Below are 13,374 nucleotides of genomic sequence, written 5' to 3'. Positions count from 1 at the left end.
CGACGCCCCGGCACGTGCGTGCCGGGGCGTCGCGCATTGCTACGCTGGGAGCGGCTCTCGGGCCACTCTCGCCTCCTTAGCTCATCTGGTAGAGCAGCGGCCTTGTAAACCGCAGGTGGCCGGTTCGAGTCCGGCAGGAGGCTCCGACCCTGCTCAGGGCGACGCGGTCATGGATGCGCTCTGCACCCACTGCGTCGCGTCCGCCGAGGCCAGCAGCGCCTCGTCGATGAGCTCGCGCGTGGCTGCGCCGTTCAGCCAGTCCTGCGCGAACGCCGCAGGCAGCAGCACCGGCATGCGGTCGTGGATCCCGGCCAGGCGCTGCGGCGCGGGCTGCATCACGATCGAGTAGCACGTGAACCAGGATCCGTCCTCGGCGCGTCCGCGCTGGGTCACCGCCGCCATGCCGAACAGCGCGCCGTCGAGGCCGAACTCGTGCCAGGTCTTGGACGGCTTCTGCATCTCGAACCAGCGCGTGGCGGGCACGATCGCCCGTCCGCGGAGGCTCCCCGGGCGCTCCTGCAGGCGCTCGGAACGGGTGTTGATCGACGGGAACCGCGAGGGTCTGCCGTCGACCAGGAAGCCCCACCATGCCTCCTCGAGCTGCGGCGTCCGCGATTCCGAGGGCACCAGGATCGGGTTGAGGTTGCGCAGCAGACGCCCGGTGGGGCGCAGCGTCTCGTCCGCGTTGCGCCGCGCCCAGGCGCGGATCCCCTCCATGAGTTCGTCGTCGGCCTCCTCGATCAGCTGCTGATCGCTGAATCGGGGATCCAGACCGTAGCTCGCGCACATGGAGGGAGCGTACCTCCGCCCTCGGACATCGGCGAGGGCTGCCACTCGCAGGTGCGGCGGTAGGCTCGGGACAGTGACGGCGAACGCTCCGAAGAAGAGGCGCGGCGGCACCGTGCTCGCGCTCGGCGGGGCGGTCGCCATCGGGGCGATGACGGCGATCCAGGCGCGCGTGAACGGCCAGCTCGGCGTGCACCTGGGCAACGGCATCCTCGCCGGCTGGGTGTCCTTCGCGGTGGGTCTGGTGCTGCTCAGCTTCCCGGTGCTGCTCACGCGGTCGGGGCGTGCCTCGCTCGGACGGCTCTGGCGGGGGATCCGCACCGGTGGCGTGCCGTGGTGGATGCTGCTCGGCGGCGCCTGCGGCGCGCTGACCGTGTCGACCCAGGGTCTCGTCGCGGGCGTGCTCGGCGTCGCGCTGTTCAGCGTGGGCGTCGTGGCGGGCCAGACGCTGCACGGCCTGCTGCTGGACCGGTTCGGCTTCGGACCCGCCGGCGTCGTCGCGATCACGCCCGGCCGTCTCCTCGGCGGCGCGTGCGCCCTCGTCGCGGTCGGCGTCTCGCTCGGCGGGGACGTGCTCGGCCGGGCGCCGGCGTGGATGCTCGTGCTGCCGTTCCTGACCGGGGCGGGCATCGCGTTCCAGTCCGCCGTGAACGGCAGGCTCGGACAGCGCATCGCGTCGCCGCTCGGTGCGACGTACATGAGCTTCCTCGGGGGAGTGCTCGTGCTGTCCGTGTCGGCGGGCGCGAGCCTGCTCGTCGCGGGAGCTCCGAAGCCGTTCCCGATCGCGTTCCCCGGCGATCTGTGGCTGTACCTGGGTGGACTGCTCGGCGCGTCCTACATCCTGCTGGGCGTCGTCATCGTGGCCCGCACCGGGGTGCTCCTGATGGGGCTCGGGGCCGTGCTCGGTCAGCTCGCCGTGTCGGTGCTGATCGATCTCATCTGGCCGCCCGCGGCGGGACCCGCCGCGTGGCAGGTCGTCGTCATGGTGCTCGCCGCGGTGCTGTCGGTGCTGGCCGCGCTGCCGTGGCGGAGCCGCCGCCGGCTCAGCTCCGCTTCTCGGCCTTCCTGAGCCGCCGCTCCGCCTTCTCGGCCTTCTTCCGCTTCTCGGCGCGCTTCCTCGCCTTCTCGGCGGCCTTCTTCGCCTTGTGCTTGGCCTTCTTCTTCGCCTTCTTCCCGCAGGCGTCGGACCCTCCGGGATCCTGCGCCGCGGCGCCATCGTCGTCCGCGCGCTTCGCCGGCATGCGGGAGAGCAGCGCCTCGGCGTCGACGGGCGTGCGCCGCCCCGGCTCCTTGCCCGGCTTGCCGCCCACATAGAGCCACCCGAGCAGCTCCTCGTCGGGGCCGAGCCCGTGCGCGCGCGCCACGGCCGCGGTGCGGGTGTAGCCGCCCGTGCGCCAGATGACGCCCCAGCCCGCCTCGTCGAGCAGCAGGCTGAGCACATGCGCGACGCCGGAGGCGACCGCCTCCTGCTCCCAGCGCGGAACCTTGTCGCTGCGCCGATAGCTGGCCACGACGGCGATCAGGAGGGAGGCGCGCAGCGGCTTGGACGACGGGGAGGAGTCGCCCGTCGCCTGCGCGATCGCGGATCCCAGTCGCTCCCGGTCCTCGCCGCGCAGCTCGATCAGACGCCAGGGGCGGAGCGAGGAGTGATCGGCGACCCGGCCGGCGGCGGCGATCAGGGGCAGCAGCTGCTCCCGCGTCGGCGCCTCAGGGGTCACCTTGGACCAGGACTGCCGGCGTCGGACGGCCTCGAGCGCGCTCATGCCTCGGTGGCGGATTCGTCCGGCTGGAAGGACAGCGCGATCGAGTTCATGCAGTAGCGGTCGCCGGTGGGCGTGCCGAACCCGTCGGGGAAGACGTGACCCAGGTGCGAACCGCAGTTCGCGCAGCGCACCTCGGTGCGGGTCATCCCGAGACTCGTGTCCTCGATGAGCTCGACGGCCTCGGGGCGGACGGACTCGTAGAAGCTCGGCCAGCCGCAGCCCGAGTCGAACTTCGTGCCGCTGTGGAACAGCTCGGAGCCGCAGGCGCCGCAGGTGTAGAGGCCGGCGCGGTGCTCGTCGAGCAGCTCACCGGTCCATGCCCGTTCGGTCGCGGCTTCGCGCAGCACGGCGTACTGCTGCGGGTCGAGCTCGGCCCGCCATTCGGCGTCGGTCTTGGTCACGCGGTGCGACATGGATCCTCCCGGGGTCGGATCCATTCTCCCGCGTTCCGCGCGCCGCGGGGCCACAGACGGGCGCGCCGTCCCGGTGCGGCGCCGGCCGGGACGTAGCCTGGGACGGTGACCGACCTCCTGAGCGACCGCGAACGCGTCATCCTCGCGTTCGAGGCGCGGCGCCCAGGGCACTCCAGCGCCAAGGAGGAGGCGATCCGCGCCGAGCTGGAGCTCACGCCGGCGCGCTACTACCAGCTGCTGGACCGGGTCATCGATTCCGAGCAGGCGCTGGTCGAGGATCCGATGCTGGTGCGCCGTCTTCGCCGGATCCGCGAGGACGCGGCGGCCCGCCGGAGCGGCCGCACCGCGCTCTCCGCCGGCTGAGGCGGGAACGCGGCTCGTGCTCCCGGCCTGTCGTTCACGGAAACCGCAGGAGCACCCCGGATAACATCGTGGAATGCCAGACTCCGCCCGCGACCGATTCGACGTGATCCCGCACGCACAGGGCCGCGTCGGCGCCCACCGCGCCGAGAACCCCGGGATGCGCGGCTGGTTCGTGCTGCTCTGGGCCGCCGTGGCGACCGCCGCGCTCATCGCCATCGGCATCTTTGCCGCGATGCTCGCCATGGGCAGGATCAGCTTCGACAGCGCCACCCCGATGCCCAGCGTCTCGCGCACGGCGACCGCCTCCGCGCCGGCGCTGGACACGTCCTACGCCGTGCTGGTGCTGAACGCGACCACGGCGAACGGCCTCGCCGCGAGCACGCGCGACACGATCGTCGCCGCCGGGTTCGCCGGGAACGCCGTGGCCGCGAGCGACGCCAGCACGCAGGACTTCCCGGCGACGACCGTCTACTACAAGACCGAGGCGGACAAGTCCGCGGCGCAGGCGCTCGCGAACCTCATCGGGGCGACGAAGACCGCCCAGAGCGATCAGTACGGCGACGATGTCGTGGCCGGCCAGAAGCAGCTGACGGTGGTGCTCGGGCAGGATCTCGCGAAGAACGCGCCCACGACCGAGCCGACCCCCGCGGACACGTCGGGCGACGGTTCGGCGGGCTGAGGCCGGACGCCTCTCCGCGGCTTGCACTCACAGGGGTCGAGTGCCAGACTGGGTTTAGCACTCGACTGATCTGAGTGCTAAACCCAATGTCTACGTCCAGGAGGGACGACAGAACTCATGGCAAAGATCATCGCTTTCGATGAGGAGGCCCGTCGCGGTCTCGAGCGCGGCCTGAACATCCTGGCCGACGCGGTCAAGGTGACCCTCGGCCCGCGTGGCCGCAACGTCGTGCTCGAGAAGAAGTGGGGCGCCCCCACCATCACGAACGACGGCGTGTCCATCGCCAAGGAGATCGAGCTCGACGACCCGTACGAGAAGATCGGCGCGGAGCTCGTCAAGGAGGTCGCGAAGAAGACGGACGACGTCGCCGGTGACGGCACCACGACCGCCACGGTGCTCGCCCAGGCGCTCGTCCGCGAGGGCCTGCGCAACGTGGCAGCCGGTGCCGACCCGATCAGCCTGAAGAAGGGCATCGAGAAGGCCGTCGCCGCCATCACCGCCGAGCTGCTCGCCTCCGCCAAGGAGATCGAGTCGAAGGAGCAGATCGCCGCCACCGCGTCGATCTCGGCCGCCGACCCGGAGATCGGCGAGCTCATCGCCGAGGCCATCGACAAGGTCGGCAAGGAGGGCGTGGTCACGGTCGAGGAGTCCCAGACCTTCGGCACCGAGCTCGAGCTCACCGAGGGCATGCGCTTCGACAAGGGCTACCTGAACCCGTACTTCGTCACGGACCCGGACCGCCAGGAGGCCGTCTTCGAGGACCCGTACATCCTCATCGCGAACCAGAAGATCTCGAACATCAAGGACCTTCTGCCCGTCGTCGACAAGGTGATCCAGGACGGCAAGGAGCTCGTCATCATCGCCGAGGACGTCGAGGGCGAAGCCCTCGCGACCCTGGTGCTGAACAAGATCCGCGGCATCTTCAAGTCCGTCGCCGTCAAGGCTCCGGGCTTCGGCGACCGTCGCAAGGCGCAGCTGCAGGACATCGCCATCCTCACCGGCGGCACCGTGATCACCGAGGAGGTCGGTCTCAAGCTCGAGAACGCGACCCTCGACCTGCTGGGCCGTGCGCGCAAGGTCATCGTCACCAAGGACGAGACCACGATCGTCGAGGGTGCCGGCGACGCCGAGCAGATCGCCGGTCGCGTGACCCAGATCCGTCGCGAGATCGAGAACACCGACAGCGACTACGACCGCGAGAAGCTGCAGGAGCGCCTCGCCAAGCTCGCCGGCGGCGTGGCCGTCATCAAGGCGGGCGCGGCCACCGAGGTCGAGCTCAAGGAGCGCAAGCACCGCATCGAGGACGCCGTCCGCAACGCGAAGGCCGCCGTCGAGGAGGGCATCGTCGCCGGTGGTGGCGTCGCGCTGATCCAGTCCGGCACGAAGGCCCTCAACGGCCTCGAGCTCTCGGGCGACGAGGCGACCGGTGCGAACATCGTTCGCGTCGCGATCGAGGCGCCGCTCAAGCAGATCGCGCTCAACGCCGGTCTCGAGCCGGGTGTCGTCGCGCACAAGGTCTCCGAGCTCTCCACGGGTCACGGCCTCAACGCCGCGACCGGCGAGTACGGCGACATGTTCGCACAGGGCATCATCGACCCGGCCAAGGTCACCCGCTCGGCGCTGCAGAACGCCGCGTCGATCGCCGGCCTGTTCCTCACCACCGAGGCCGTCGTCGCCGACAAGCCGGAGAAGGCGCCGGCCATGCCGGCCGACCCCTCCGGCGGCATGGACTTCTGAGTCCGACCCCCTTTCGAGAAGGCCCCCGGGATCCGTCCCGGGGGCCTTCTCCGTGTTCGGAACGGGCGGAGCGAGCGCGCGCGGCGGCGCGGGGCCGTGCTGCGTCCGCGGGGCCGTGGCGCGTCCGCGGGGCTCTGGCGCGTCCACGGCTCGTCGGCGCACCCGTCGCCCGCTCAGCGGAACAGCGCCGCGGACTCGCTCTCGGCCTGCGCGTAGAACTGCTCGGCGGATCCGAGGGCCTGCGCGATCGCGGCGAGGGCCTGTTCGACATGCGCCTGCGCGCCGCGCCACTGCTCCGCGGCGTCCTGACAGGCGAGCGCGGCGGGTCCGCGCCAGGACGACTGCAGCAGCGTCATCTGCGAGAGCAGGGTCGCGGAGTCGCTCTGCAACCGGTCGGCGGTGGCCTGCGCGGAGAGCCTGGTGGCGGAGACCGCGTCGGTGTCGACGCTGAAGACGGTCATGGGATTCCTTTCGTCGAGGTGCATCGGATGCGCTCGACGATAGGGATCAGGACGGTACCGGTGCGGGCCTCGCACGCAACCCGTGCGGAATCCCGCCCCGCGCGGGATGTGCGGACCGATCCGGGCGCCGGCGAGGGCGCCGAGGTCAGCGCGACAGATCGAGCGGCTCGATGGGCTGCGTGTCCTGCAGCAGGTGCTCCGGCGTCGCCCGCGGCGGGGCGAGCGGGAGCGACACGGTGAACGTCGCACCGCCGCCCGGCGTCTCGGTCACCTGCACCGAGCCGTTCAGGGCTCGCACGATCGACGCCACGATCGCGAGACCGAGACCGGCGCCGCCCGTGTCCCTCGTGCGCGACGAGTCGGCGCGCCAGAAGCGCTGGAAGATCTGATCCCTGATCTGCTCCGGCACGCCCTCGCCGTGATCCACGATCGAGAACCAGCCCACGTCCCTGCGCCGGTCCGCGCCGACGACGACCTCGATCGGAGAATCGCCGGGGGAGAAGCGCCGGGCGTTGCCGAGCAGGTTCGCGATCACCTGGCGCACCTTGTTCTCCTCGCCGAGCACGATCGGCGGGGTGGAGACGGGAGCGACGATGGCCTCGGAGAAGTCGATCTCGGGAACCGCAGCGCCGTCCCTCGGACGACGGCGCAGGATCGCGGGTATACGGCCGCGGGTGGGAGTGCTGCGCGTCACCGGAGCGGGACGCGTGATCGCGGTGGCGGAAAGGGCGGGCGGATCCGTGGGCTGCGACTCGGCGGTCATGTCGACCACCGTGACGGGGCGCTCCGGTGCGGCCGCGCGCAGGTCGAGGGCGGCGTCCTGCGCGAGCGGGCGCAGGTCGAGCGGTTCGATGGTCAGCTCACGCTGCTCGTCCAGGCGGGCGAGGGCGAGCAGATCCTCGACGAGCACGCCCATTCGCAGCGCCTCCTTCTCGATCCGGTCCATCGCTCGCGCGGTGTCCTCGCCGGGCTTGATCGCACCCATCCGGTAGAGCTCTGCATATCCGCGCACGCTCACGAGCGGCGTGCGCAGCTCGTGGCTGGCGTCGCCGACGAAGCGGCGCATCTGCTGCACGGAGCGGTCGCGCTGGGAGATCGCGGCATCCAGGCGGTCGAGCATCGTGTTGATGGCGCCGTTCAGCCGGCCGACCTCGGTGGTCGGCTCGAGATCCGTGAGGCGCTGGCTGAAGTCGCCCGCGGCGATCGCCATGGCGGTGGATTCGACGCGCCCCAGCCTGCGGAACGCGAGGGTCACGAGACCTCTGGTCGCCAGCGCCGCGATGATGATCGTCACGAGCGCCACCGTGGTGAAGACGCCGAAGAAGGTCGCGAGGATCCGATCCGGCTCATCCAGCGAGACCGCGACCATCTGCGTGTAGGTGATGTTGGTGCTGGGATCCTCACGCACCGCGACGGCCGCGCGGAACTCGGAGCCATCCGAGCCGCGCAGCACCATCGGCTCTGTGCGCCCGGAGTCGAGCGTCGCGCGGGCCAGGGGATAGGACGTCGGGAACTCGGGCTTGACGGCCTTCGGGGCGCCGCCGCCGGAGTACACGAGCGCGCCGGCCGTGTCGTAGACGGCGACGAAGTAGTCGGCGAGGCCGAGCGTCTCGTCCTTCAGGGTGACGCTGAACGCGCCGTTTCCATCCGGGGTGATCGTGGCGAGGTCGCTCGTCACGAGAGTCGGCAGCTGGGACTCGACGTTGTCGATCAGCAGGTTGCGCAGGATCGGCATGGTCCCGATGCCGGTGACGACCAGGCCGAGCGCGAGCACGCCGACGGTGACGCCGGTGACCTTCGCGCGAAGGCTGATCCGGCGCCACCATCGCGTGATCGCGTCAGGCTCTGCCATCCGTTACGCGGACTTCCCCACCTTGAGCATGTAGCCGAAGCCGCGCTTGGTCTGGATGACCGGCTCCTCGGTGTGCGGATCGATCTTGCGGCGGAGATACGAGATGTAGCTCTCCACGATGCCGGCGTCGCCGTTGAAGTCGTACTCCCAGACGTGGTCGAGGATCTGCGCCTTCGACAGCACGCGGTTGGGGTTGAGCATGAGGTACCGAAGGAGCTTGAACTCGGTCGGGCTGAGCTCGATGGGGGTGGATCCGACGAACACGTCGTGCGTGTCCTGATCCATCGACAGCTCCCCGGCGCGGATCACGGACTCCTCGTCCGCCTGCATCGTGCGACGCAGGATCGCCTGCGCCCGGGCGACGATCTCGTCGAGGGCGAAGGGCTTGGTGACGTAGTCGTCGCCGCCGGCGTTCAGGCCCTCGATCTTGTCCTCGGTGTCGTCCTTCGCGGTGAGGAACAGGATCGGCGCCGTGAATCCGGCGCCGCGCAGTCGCTTGGTGACGCTGAATCCGTTCATGTCGGGCAGCATCACGTCGAGGATGATGAGGTCGGGCTCCTCCTCCAGCACTGCCGAGATCGTGGCGGCGCCGTTGGCAACCGTCTTCACCGAGAATCCGGCGAAGCTCAGGCCCGTGGAGAGGACATCGCGGATGTTGGGTTCGTCGTCGACGACCAGGATGCGCGCTTCAGTCATGCCCCCATTATGGTGACCCGATCCGTGTTCGCGCTGATTGCGGGCGGAACTTCCCTAGGGAATGGCTATGCGACGGCTCAGGATGCGTGACGATCAGGCCCCTCCGGGTGCAGAGTGAGACCCATGAAGATCGACATCATCGAGCACGAAGGTCCGTACCGTGTCGGCATCATCATCGGCAGCCTCTCCAGAGAGTCCATCAACCGCCGCCTCGCGAACGCGCTGACGCATCTGGCCCCCGAAGGCTTCGAGTTCTTCGAGATCTCCTATGCCGACCTGCCGTTGTACAACCGCGACTTCGACGCCGACTATCCGCAGGTCGCCCTCGACTTCAAGGCCGCGGTGGCGAGTGCGGATGCGGTGCTGTTCGTCACGCCCGAGTACAACCGCTCGCTGCCGGGCCCCCTCAAGAACGCGATCGACTGGGGCAGCCGGCCCTGGGGCCAGAACGTGTGGGCGCACAAGCCGACCGGTGTCGTGGGTGCATCGATGGGTGCGATCGGCACCGCGGTCGGTCAGCAGTCGCTGCGGGGGACCCTGGGCTTCCTCAACGCGCGGCAGATGACAGCGCCCGAGGCCTACATCCACTACTCGCCGGGTCTCATCGATGACGACGGCCGTGTCACGACGCCCGGGACCGAGGAGTTCCTGCGCCAGTTCATGTCCGCCTTCGCCGAGTTCACCGCCCGCGTGCTGACGGTGATCCCGCAGACCTGACCGGCCCTGCTGACCGCGAGACTCCAAATGGGCGACGAGACTGCGGTCTATGCGTGCAGCCTCGTCGCGGAGTTGGAGCCTCGCGGACAAGAGCGAGCGGGGGCGAGGCGGGGGGCGAGCGGAGAGCGAGGGCAGTGTGGATGACGAGGAGCGCGGGGGCGACGCCGCGTGCTGGCTCTCGAAGGTGTGCCCGGAGTGCGGCGCGCTGCTGGACGATCCCGCCGCACCCTGCTGGCGCTGCGGGCTGAGGCCGGATCAGGCACCGCCTGCCTGAGCCGGATCCGGATCCCCGGCCCGACCTCCTGACCGCGAGACTCCAACTGGGCGACGAGACTGCGCTCAGCGCGTGCAGTCTCGTCGCGGAGTTGGAGTCTCGCGGACAAGGAAGCGACAAGGAAGCGATGGGGGAGGGCGGGGTCAGGCGGCCTCGAGCTCGTGGGCGTCCATGATCGTGTAGCTGTAGCCCTGCTCCGCGAGGAACCGCTGGCGATTCTGCGCGTAGTCCTGATCGACCGTGTCGCGTGCGATGAGCGTGTAGAAGCTCGCGGTGTGCCCGGACTGCTTGGGGCGCAGCAGGCGCCCGAGCCGCTGCGCCTCCTCCTGGCGGGAGCCGAAGGATCCGGAGACCTGGATCGCGACCGAGGCCTCGGGCAGGTCGATCGAGAAGTTCGCGACCTTGGAGACCACGAGCAGCTCGATCTCGCCCTCGCGGAACTGGCGGTACAGCTCCTCGCGCTCGTCCACGGGAGTGGCTCCGGTGATCGACGGGGCGTTCAGCGCCTGGGACAGCTCCTCGAGCTGGTCGAGGTACTGCCCGATCACGAGGATGCGCTCGCCGGGGTGCTTCGCGATCAACTCGCGGACGGCGGTGATCTTGGCCGGCGCGGAGGCGGCGAGGCGGTAGCGCTCGTCGTCGGTCGCGGCGGCGTACTCGAGCCGGTCGTCCGGCGGCAGATCCACGCGCACCTCGTAGCAGGCGGCGGGGGAGATGAAGCCCTGCGCCTCGATCTGCTTCCACGGCGCGTCGAAGCGCTTCGGTCCGATCAGGCTGAACACGTCGCCCTCACGGCCGTCCTCGCGCACCAGCGTGGCGGTCAGCCCGATCCGTCGCCGCGCCTGCAGGTCCGCGGTGAGCTTGAACACCGGCGCGGGCAGCAGGTGCACCTCGTCGTAGACCACGAGACCCCAGTCCATCTCGTCCAGCAGCGACAGGTGCGCGTACTGGCCCTTCCGCTTCGCGGTGAGGATCTGGTAGGTCGCGATCGTGACCGGCTTGACCTCCTTCACCTGCCCCGAGTACTCGCCGATCTCCTCGGCCGTCAGGCTGGTGCGCTTGATGAGCTCGTCGCGCCACTGCCGCGCGGAGACGGCGTTCGTGACCAGGATGAGCGTGGTCGTCTTGGTCGCGGCCATGGCCCCCGCGCCGACGATCGTCTTGCCGGCGCCGCAGGGGAGCACGACGACACCGGATCCGTCCTTCGCGAACGCGTCGACCGCGTCCTGCTGATAGGGGCGCATCGTCCAGCCGTCCTCGGCCAGGGTGATCTCATGCGGCGTCCCCGGCGTGTAGCCGGCGAGGTCCTCGGCGGGCCAGCCGATCTTCAGCAGCTCCTGCTTGATCTGCCCGCGGGCCCAGGCGTCGATGACGTAGCTGTCGGGGGAGGGATGCCCCACGAGCAGCGGCTGGATCCGCTTGTTCCCGGCGACCTGGGTGAGCACCGCGGGGTCGGTCGAGCGGAGGATGAGCAGGCCCTCGTCGTCCCGCTCGATCACGAGCCTGCCGTAGCGGTTCACGGTCTCACGGATGTCGACCGACACGGATGGCGGCACGGGGAACCGTGACCAGCGGTCCAGGGTCTCGAGCATGTCCTCGGCCGCGTGGCCGGCCGCGCGGGCGTTCCACAGTCCCAGCCGGGTGACCCGGTAGGTGTGGATGTGCTCGGGCGCGCGCTCCAGCTCGGCGAAGATCGCGAGCTCGTGACGGGCGCTCTCGGCGTCGGGGTGCGCGACCTCGAGCAGGACGGTGCGGTCGCTCTGGACGATCAGCGGGCCATCGGACATAGCGGATCAGTCTACCGGTCGTCCCGGGGAGCAGGCGCCCGCCGCCGGGCGCGACCGCGGAGCATCAGGATCCGGTGTCCTCGATCGCGCGGGTGGACAGGATCGAACGGATCGGCAGGGTGCGCTCGACGTCGCTCGCCCTGTCTCGGCCGCGAAGGCGCCCGCCTCCGAAACCCGTCACCTCGAGCACGAGCTCCCGCGCCGTGCCATCGGGCATCGCCACCTGGACGGCGAGCACGGCGCGCTGCTTCGCGGCGTGCTCGAGCTCGCGCTCCAGCCAGGCCGCGTCCGCGTCGCCCTCGCGGGCTTCGCGGAGGTGCGCGATGAGCGCCGCATAGCGCTGCGCGTCGGAGGGCGGCGGGGGAGCGCTCTCGGCGGTGGTGCGCACCGGGCGTTCGACGGCGCCCGCCGCGTCCACGAGAGCCGCGGGGTAGTGCTCATCGGTGAGCGCCCAGAACACGGTGTCGCGATTGACGCGCGTGGTCAGCACGGTGCCGTCCTCCGCGCTGTCCTCCGGGACGAGGCCCAGCGGACGCAGGGCCTGATCCACGCCGATCGCCTGCAGCAGGTGCGGGTCGCGGCTGCGCACGCGGGTGCGCCCGGACTCGGGGTCGGTGCCCACCTGCACCTGGCCGTGCCTGTTCGCGCTCTGCGCCAGCAGGTAGCGCAGCGGCTGCGGCACTCCGGTGAGCGAGATCTCCTCGAGAAAGGTCAGGACGCCCTGCTCCGTCTCGCCGGCCGACAGCGCCGTGCTGAGCGAATCGGCGGTGAAGCGGTAGGACGAGGCCTGGCTCGCCGACTCCCGCGCGGCCATGCCGCGCAGCCGCAGGTCGAGCGCGGGCAGCAGGGGGCCGGGGGCGATCGCCGTGAGGTCGTTCTGCAGGAAGATCCGGTCGACCTCCGCGGGCACGAAGGCCGCGAGGGCGGCGGGATCCGGATCCGCGCCGCGCCGCGGCGCCTCTGCCCACGGAGCCTCGAGGCCTTCGGGGCTCGCACGCTCGTCCACCACGAGTCCCAGCAGCCGGGCCTGCCGGAGCAGGGCATCGGTGCGGGCGGGCCAGGCGGGATCCCAGGGGTGCTCGTCGGCCCATTCGCTCAGCGGGATCCAGCCGCCGTCCTCGGTGCGGAGCACCTCGGGGAGCGCGTCGCGGAAGCCGGAGACCAGCCGAGCCCACCGCTCGGCGCCGGGGAGCCGGAGCCAGGCCGCACCGGCGGCGGAGAGCAGCAGGGCGCGATCGATCGGCCGGAGCAGGCCGGCGGCCGTGCCGACCGCGAGGACGTCGTCCAGCAGCGCCGGATCGTCGGGGAGGCCGCGCTCGCTCAGCCTTCGCTTCTCGGAGAGCCCGACCGTGCCGCCGGCGAGCAGCGCGAGCGGTCCTTCCTCGGCGAGGAGCAGCGCGTCGGCGAGGGTGGCGACCGTGGTGAACGCCCGCTCGGCCGCGCGCGCCGCCGAAGGCTCATCGCCGCCCTCGGAGGAGGCATCGGAGCCGGGGGTGGCCGCGTTCGCCGTGCCCGGTGCGTCGCGCCCGGCGACGGCGGCGGCCACGGACGGGGGCAGCGTCGAACCGGAGGGCGAGATCAGCGCGAGCTCGCGCAGGGACTCCGCGACGGGACCCGGATCCGCGCCGGCGGCCGCCGCCACGAGTCCGCGGGCCTCGGCGCGGGTCAGCCGTGGCAGGACGCGCGCCAGGGACGACGGGTCGAGCAGCGCCTCGGCGGCGTCGAAGAAGTCGTTCCAGCCGGCCTCCGGGCGCACCTCTCGTCGGCCGAAGAGCGCGGCGAGCTCCTCGTCGTTGCGCGCGGACAGCGCCTCGGCGAGAAGGCGCGCATGGGTGCTCATGGGGAG

Annotated in this window: 13 protein-coding genes and 1 tRNA gene; 6 read left to right on the top strand and 8 right to left on the bottom strand. The window is 71.0% G+C overall.

All coding sequences use genetic code 11. The features are described 5' to 3' along the window. The first annotated feature begins 70 nt into the window (after window positions 1-70). Window positions 71-143: transfer RNA gene (locus ACIPY5_RS18925), tRNA-Thr, on the top strand. Window positions 144-153: 10 nt separating this feature from the next. On the opposite strand, the gene ACIPY5_RS18920 is transcribed toward ACIPY5_RS18925, so the two are convergent. Then, complete coding sequence (locus ACIPY5_RS18920) at window positions 154-789, bottom strand: SOS response-associated peptidase family protein (protein WP_309339154.1); 636 nt, start codon at window positions 787-789, stop codon at window positions 154-156. Window positions 790-862: 73 nt separating this feature from the next. On the opposite strand from ACIPY5_RS18920, the gene ACIPY5_RS18915 reads away from it, so the two are divergent. Continuing rightward, complete coding sequence (locus ACIPY5_RS18915) at window positions 863-1,855, top strand: DMT family transporter (RefSeq protein ID WP_400973534.1); 993 nt, start codon at window positions 863-865, stop codon at window positions 1,853-1,855. Here the strand turns inward: ACIPY5_RS18915 and ACIPY5_RS18910 are convergent. Both ACIPY5_RS18910 and msrB read right to left on the bottom strand, forming a co-directional pair. After that, window positions 1,830-2,549: a nitroreductase family protein gene (locus ACIPY5_RS18910; RefSeq protein ID WP_400973531.1), complete on the bottom strand. Its 720-nt coding sequence runs from the start codon at window positions 2,547-2,549 to the stop codon at window positions 1,830-1,832. The two genes, ACIPY5_RS18915 and ACIPY5_RS18910, sit on opposite strands and share 26 nt — an antisense overlap. Then, window positions 2,546-2,962 carry a peptide-methionine (R)-S-oxide reductase MsrB gene (msrB, locus tag ACIPY5_RS18905; protein WP_400973529.1) on the bottom strand — a complete coding sequence of 139 codons (417 nt, stop codon included), beginning with the start codon at window positions 2,960-2,962 and terminating at the stop codon, window positions 2,546-2,548. Before msrB ends, ACIPY5_RS18910 begins: the two co-directional genes overlap by 4 nt. 105 nt (window positions 2,963-3,067) lie before the next feature. Between msrB and ACIPY5_RS18900 the strand changes: the two genes are divergently transcribed. The 3 genes from ACIPY5_RS18900 (at window position 3,068) to groL (ending at window position 5,741) form a co-directional block, all read left to right on the top strand. Next, a complete protein-coding gene (locus ACIPY5_RS18900) occupies window positions 3,068-3,325 on the top strand; it encodes a DUF3263 domain-containing protein (RefSeq protein ID WP_309339147.1) in 258 nt (85 codons plus the stop codon). 73 nt (window positions 3,326-3,398) lie between these two features. Next, the gene (locus ACIPY5_RS18895; protein WP_309339144.1) at window positions 3,399-4,004 is read left to right on the top strand and encodes a LytR C-terminal domain-containing protein; all 606 of its coding nucleotides are present in this window, start codon (window positions 3,399-3,401) and stop codon (window positions 4,002-4,004) included. Between the two features lie 117 nt (window positions 4,005-4,121). Further along, window positions 4,122-5,741, top strand: a complete 1,620-nt coding sequence (gene groL / locus ACIPY5_RS18890) for a chaperonin GroEL (protein ID WP_309339141.1) — start codon at window positions 4,122-4,124, stop codon at window positions 5,739-5,741. Window positions 5,742-5,914: 173 nt separating this feature from the next. Here groL and ACIPY5_RS18885 read toward each other — a convergent pair whose 3' ends face one another. The 3 genes from ACIPY5_RS18885 to ACIPY5_RS18875 form a co-directional block, all read right to left on the bottom strand. Beyond that, on the bottom strand, window positions 5,915-6,202 hold the full coding sequence (locus ACIPY5_RS18885) for a WXG100 family type VII secretion target (RefSeq protein WP_309339139.1): 288 nt from the start codon (window positions 6,200-6,202) through the stop codon (window positions 5,915-5,917). Between the two features lie 145 nt (window positions 6,203-6,347). Continuing rightward, window positions 6,348-8,054 (bottom strand): HAMP domain-containing sensor histidine kinase, encoded by a 1,707-nt coding sequence (locus ACIPY5_RS18880; RefSeq protein ID WP_309339136.1) that lies wholly within the window; start codon window positions 8,052-8,054, stop codon window positions 6,348-6,350. A 3-nt stretch (window positions 8,055-8,057) separates the two neighbouring features. Further along, window positions 8,058-8,750, bottom strand: a complete 693-nt coding sequence (locus ACIPY5_RS18875; protein WP_292720678.1) for a response regulator transcription factor — start codon at window positions 8,748-8,750, stop codon at window positions 8,058-8,060. 123 nt (window positions 8,751-8,873) lie between these two features. On the opposite strand from ACIPY5_RS18875, the gene ACIPY5_RS18870 reads away from it, so the two are divergent. Next, entirely contained in the window at window positions 8,874-9,467 is a 594-nt protein-coding gene (locus ACIPY5_RS18870) for an NADPH-dependent FMN reductase (protein WP_309339133.1), read from the top strand. Window positions 9,468-9,884: 417 nt separating this feature from the next. Here ACIPY5_RS18870 and ACIPY5_RS18865 read toward each other — a convergent pair whose 3' ends face one another. Further along, on the bottom strand, window positions 9,885-11,528 hold the full coding sequence (locus ACIPY5_RS18865) for a DNA repair helicase XPB (RefSeq protein ID WP_400973521.1): 1,644 nt from the start codon (window positions 11,526-11,528) through the stop codon (window positions 9,885-9,887). A 64-nt stretch (window positions 11,529-11,592) separates the two neighbouring features. Then, a complete protein-coding gene (locus ACIPY5_RS18860) occupies window positions 11,593-13,368 on the bottom strand; it encodes a helicase-associated domain-containing protein (RefSeq protein ID WP_400973518.1) in 1,776 nt (591 codons plus the stop codon). Window positions 13,369-13,374 lie beyond the last annotated feature (6 nt).

This window comes from Microbacterium sp. NPDC089698 (genome assembly GCF_044749045.1).
Taxonomy (GTDB): Bacteria; Actinomycetota; Actinomycetes; order Actinomycetales; family Microbacteriaceae; genus Microbacterium.
This window is presented reverse-complemented; position numbering and strand designations above follow the sequence as displayed.

Coding starts and splice junctions, on each gene's coding strand:
- ACIPY5_RS18875 (WP_292720678.1), bottom strand. CDS start 8,750: ATGACTGAAGCGCGCATCCTGGTCGTCGACGACGAACCCAACATCCGC.
- ACIPY5_RS18870 (WP_309339133.1), top strand. CDS start 8,874: ATGAAGATCGACATCATCGAGCACGAAGGTCCGTACCGTGTCGGCATC.
- ACIPY5_RS18880 (WP_309339136.1), bottom strand. CDS start 8,054: ATGGCAGAGCCTGACGCGATCACGCGATGGTGGCGCCGGATCAGCCTT.
- ACIPY5_RS18885 (WP_309339139.1), bottom strand. CDS start 6,202: ATGACCGTCTTCAGCGTCGACACCGACGCGGTCTCCGCCACCAGGCTC.
- groL (WP_309339141.1), top strand. CDS start 4,122: ATGGCAAAGATCATCGCTTTCGATGAGGAGGCCCGTCGCGGTCTCGAG.
- ACIPY5_RS18920 (WP_309339154.1), bottom strand. CDS start 789: ATGTGCGCGAGCTACGGTCTGGATCCCCGATTCAGCGATCAGCAGCTG.
- ACIPY5_RS18865 (WP_400973521.1), bottom strand. CDS start 11,528: ATGTCCGATGGCCCGCTGATCGTCCAGAGCGACCGCACCGTCCTGCTC.
- ACIPY5_RS18910 (WP_400973531.1), bottom strand. CDS start 2,549: ATGAGCGCGCTCGAGGCCGTCCGACGCCGGCAGTCCTGGTCCAAGGTG.
- msrB (WP_400973529.1), bottom strand. CDS start 2,962: ATGTCGCACCGCGTGACCAAGACCGACGCCGAATGGCGGGCCGAGCTC.
- ACIPY5_RS18860 (WP_400973518.1), bottom strand. CDS start 13,368: ATGAGCACCCATGCGCGCCTTCTCGCCGAGGCGCTGTCCGCGCGCAAC.
- ACIPY5_RS18895 (WP_309339144.1), top strand. CDS start 3,399: ATGCCAGACTCCGCCCGCGACCGATTCGACGTGATCCCGCACGCACAG.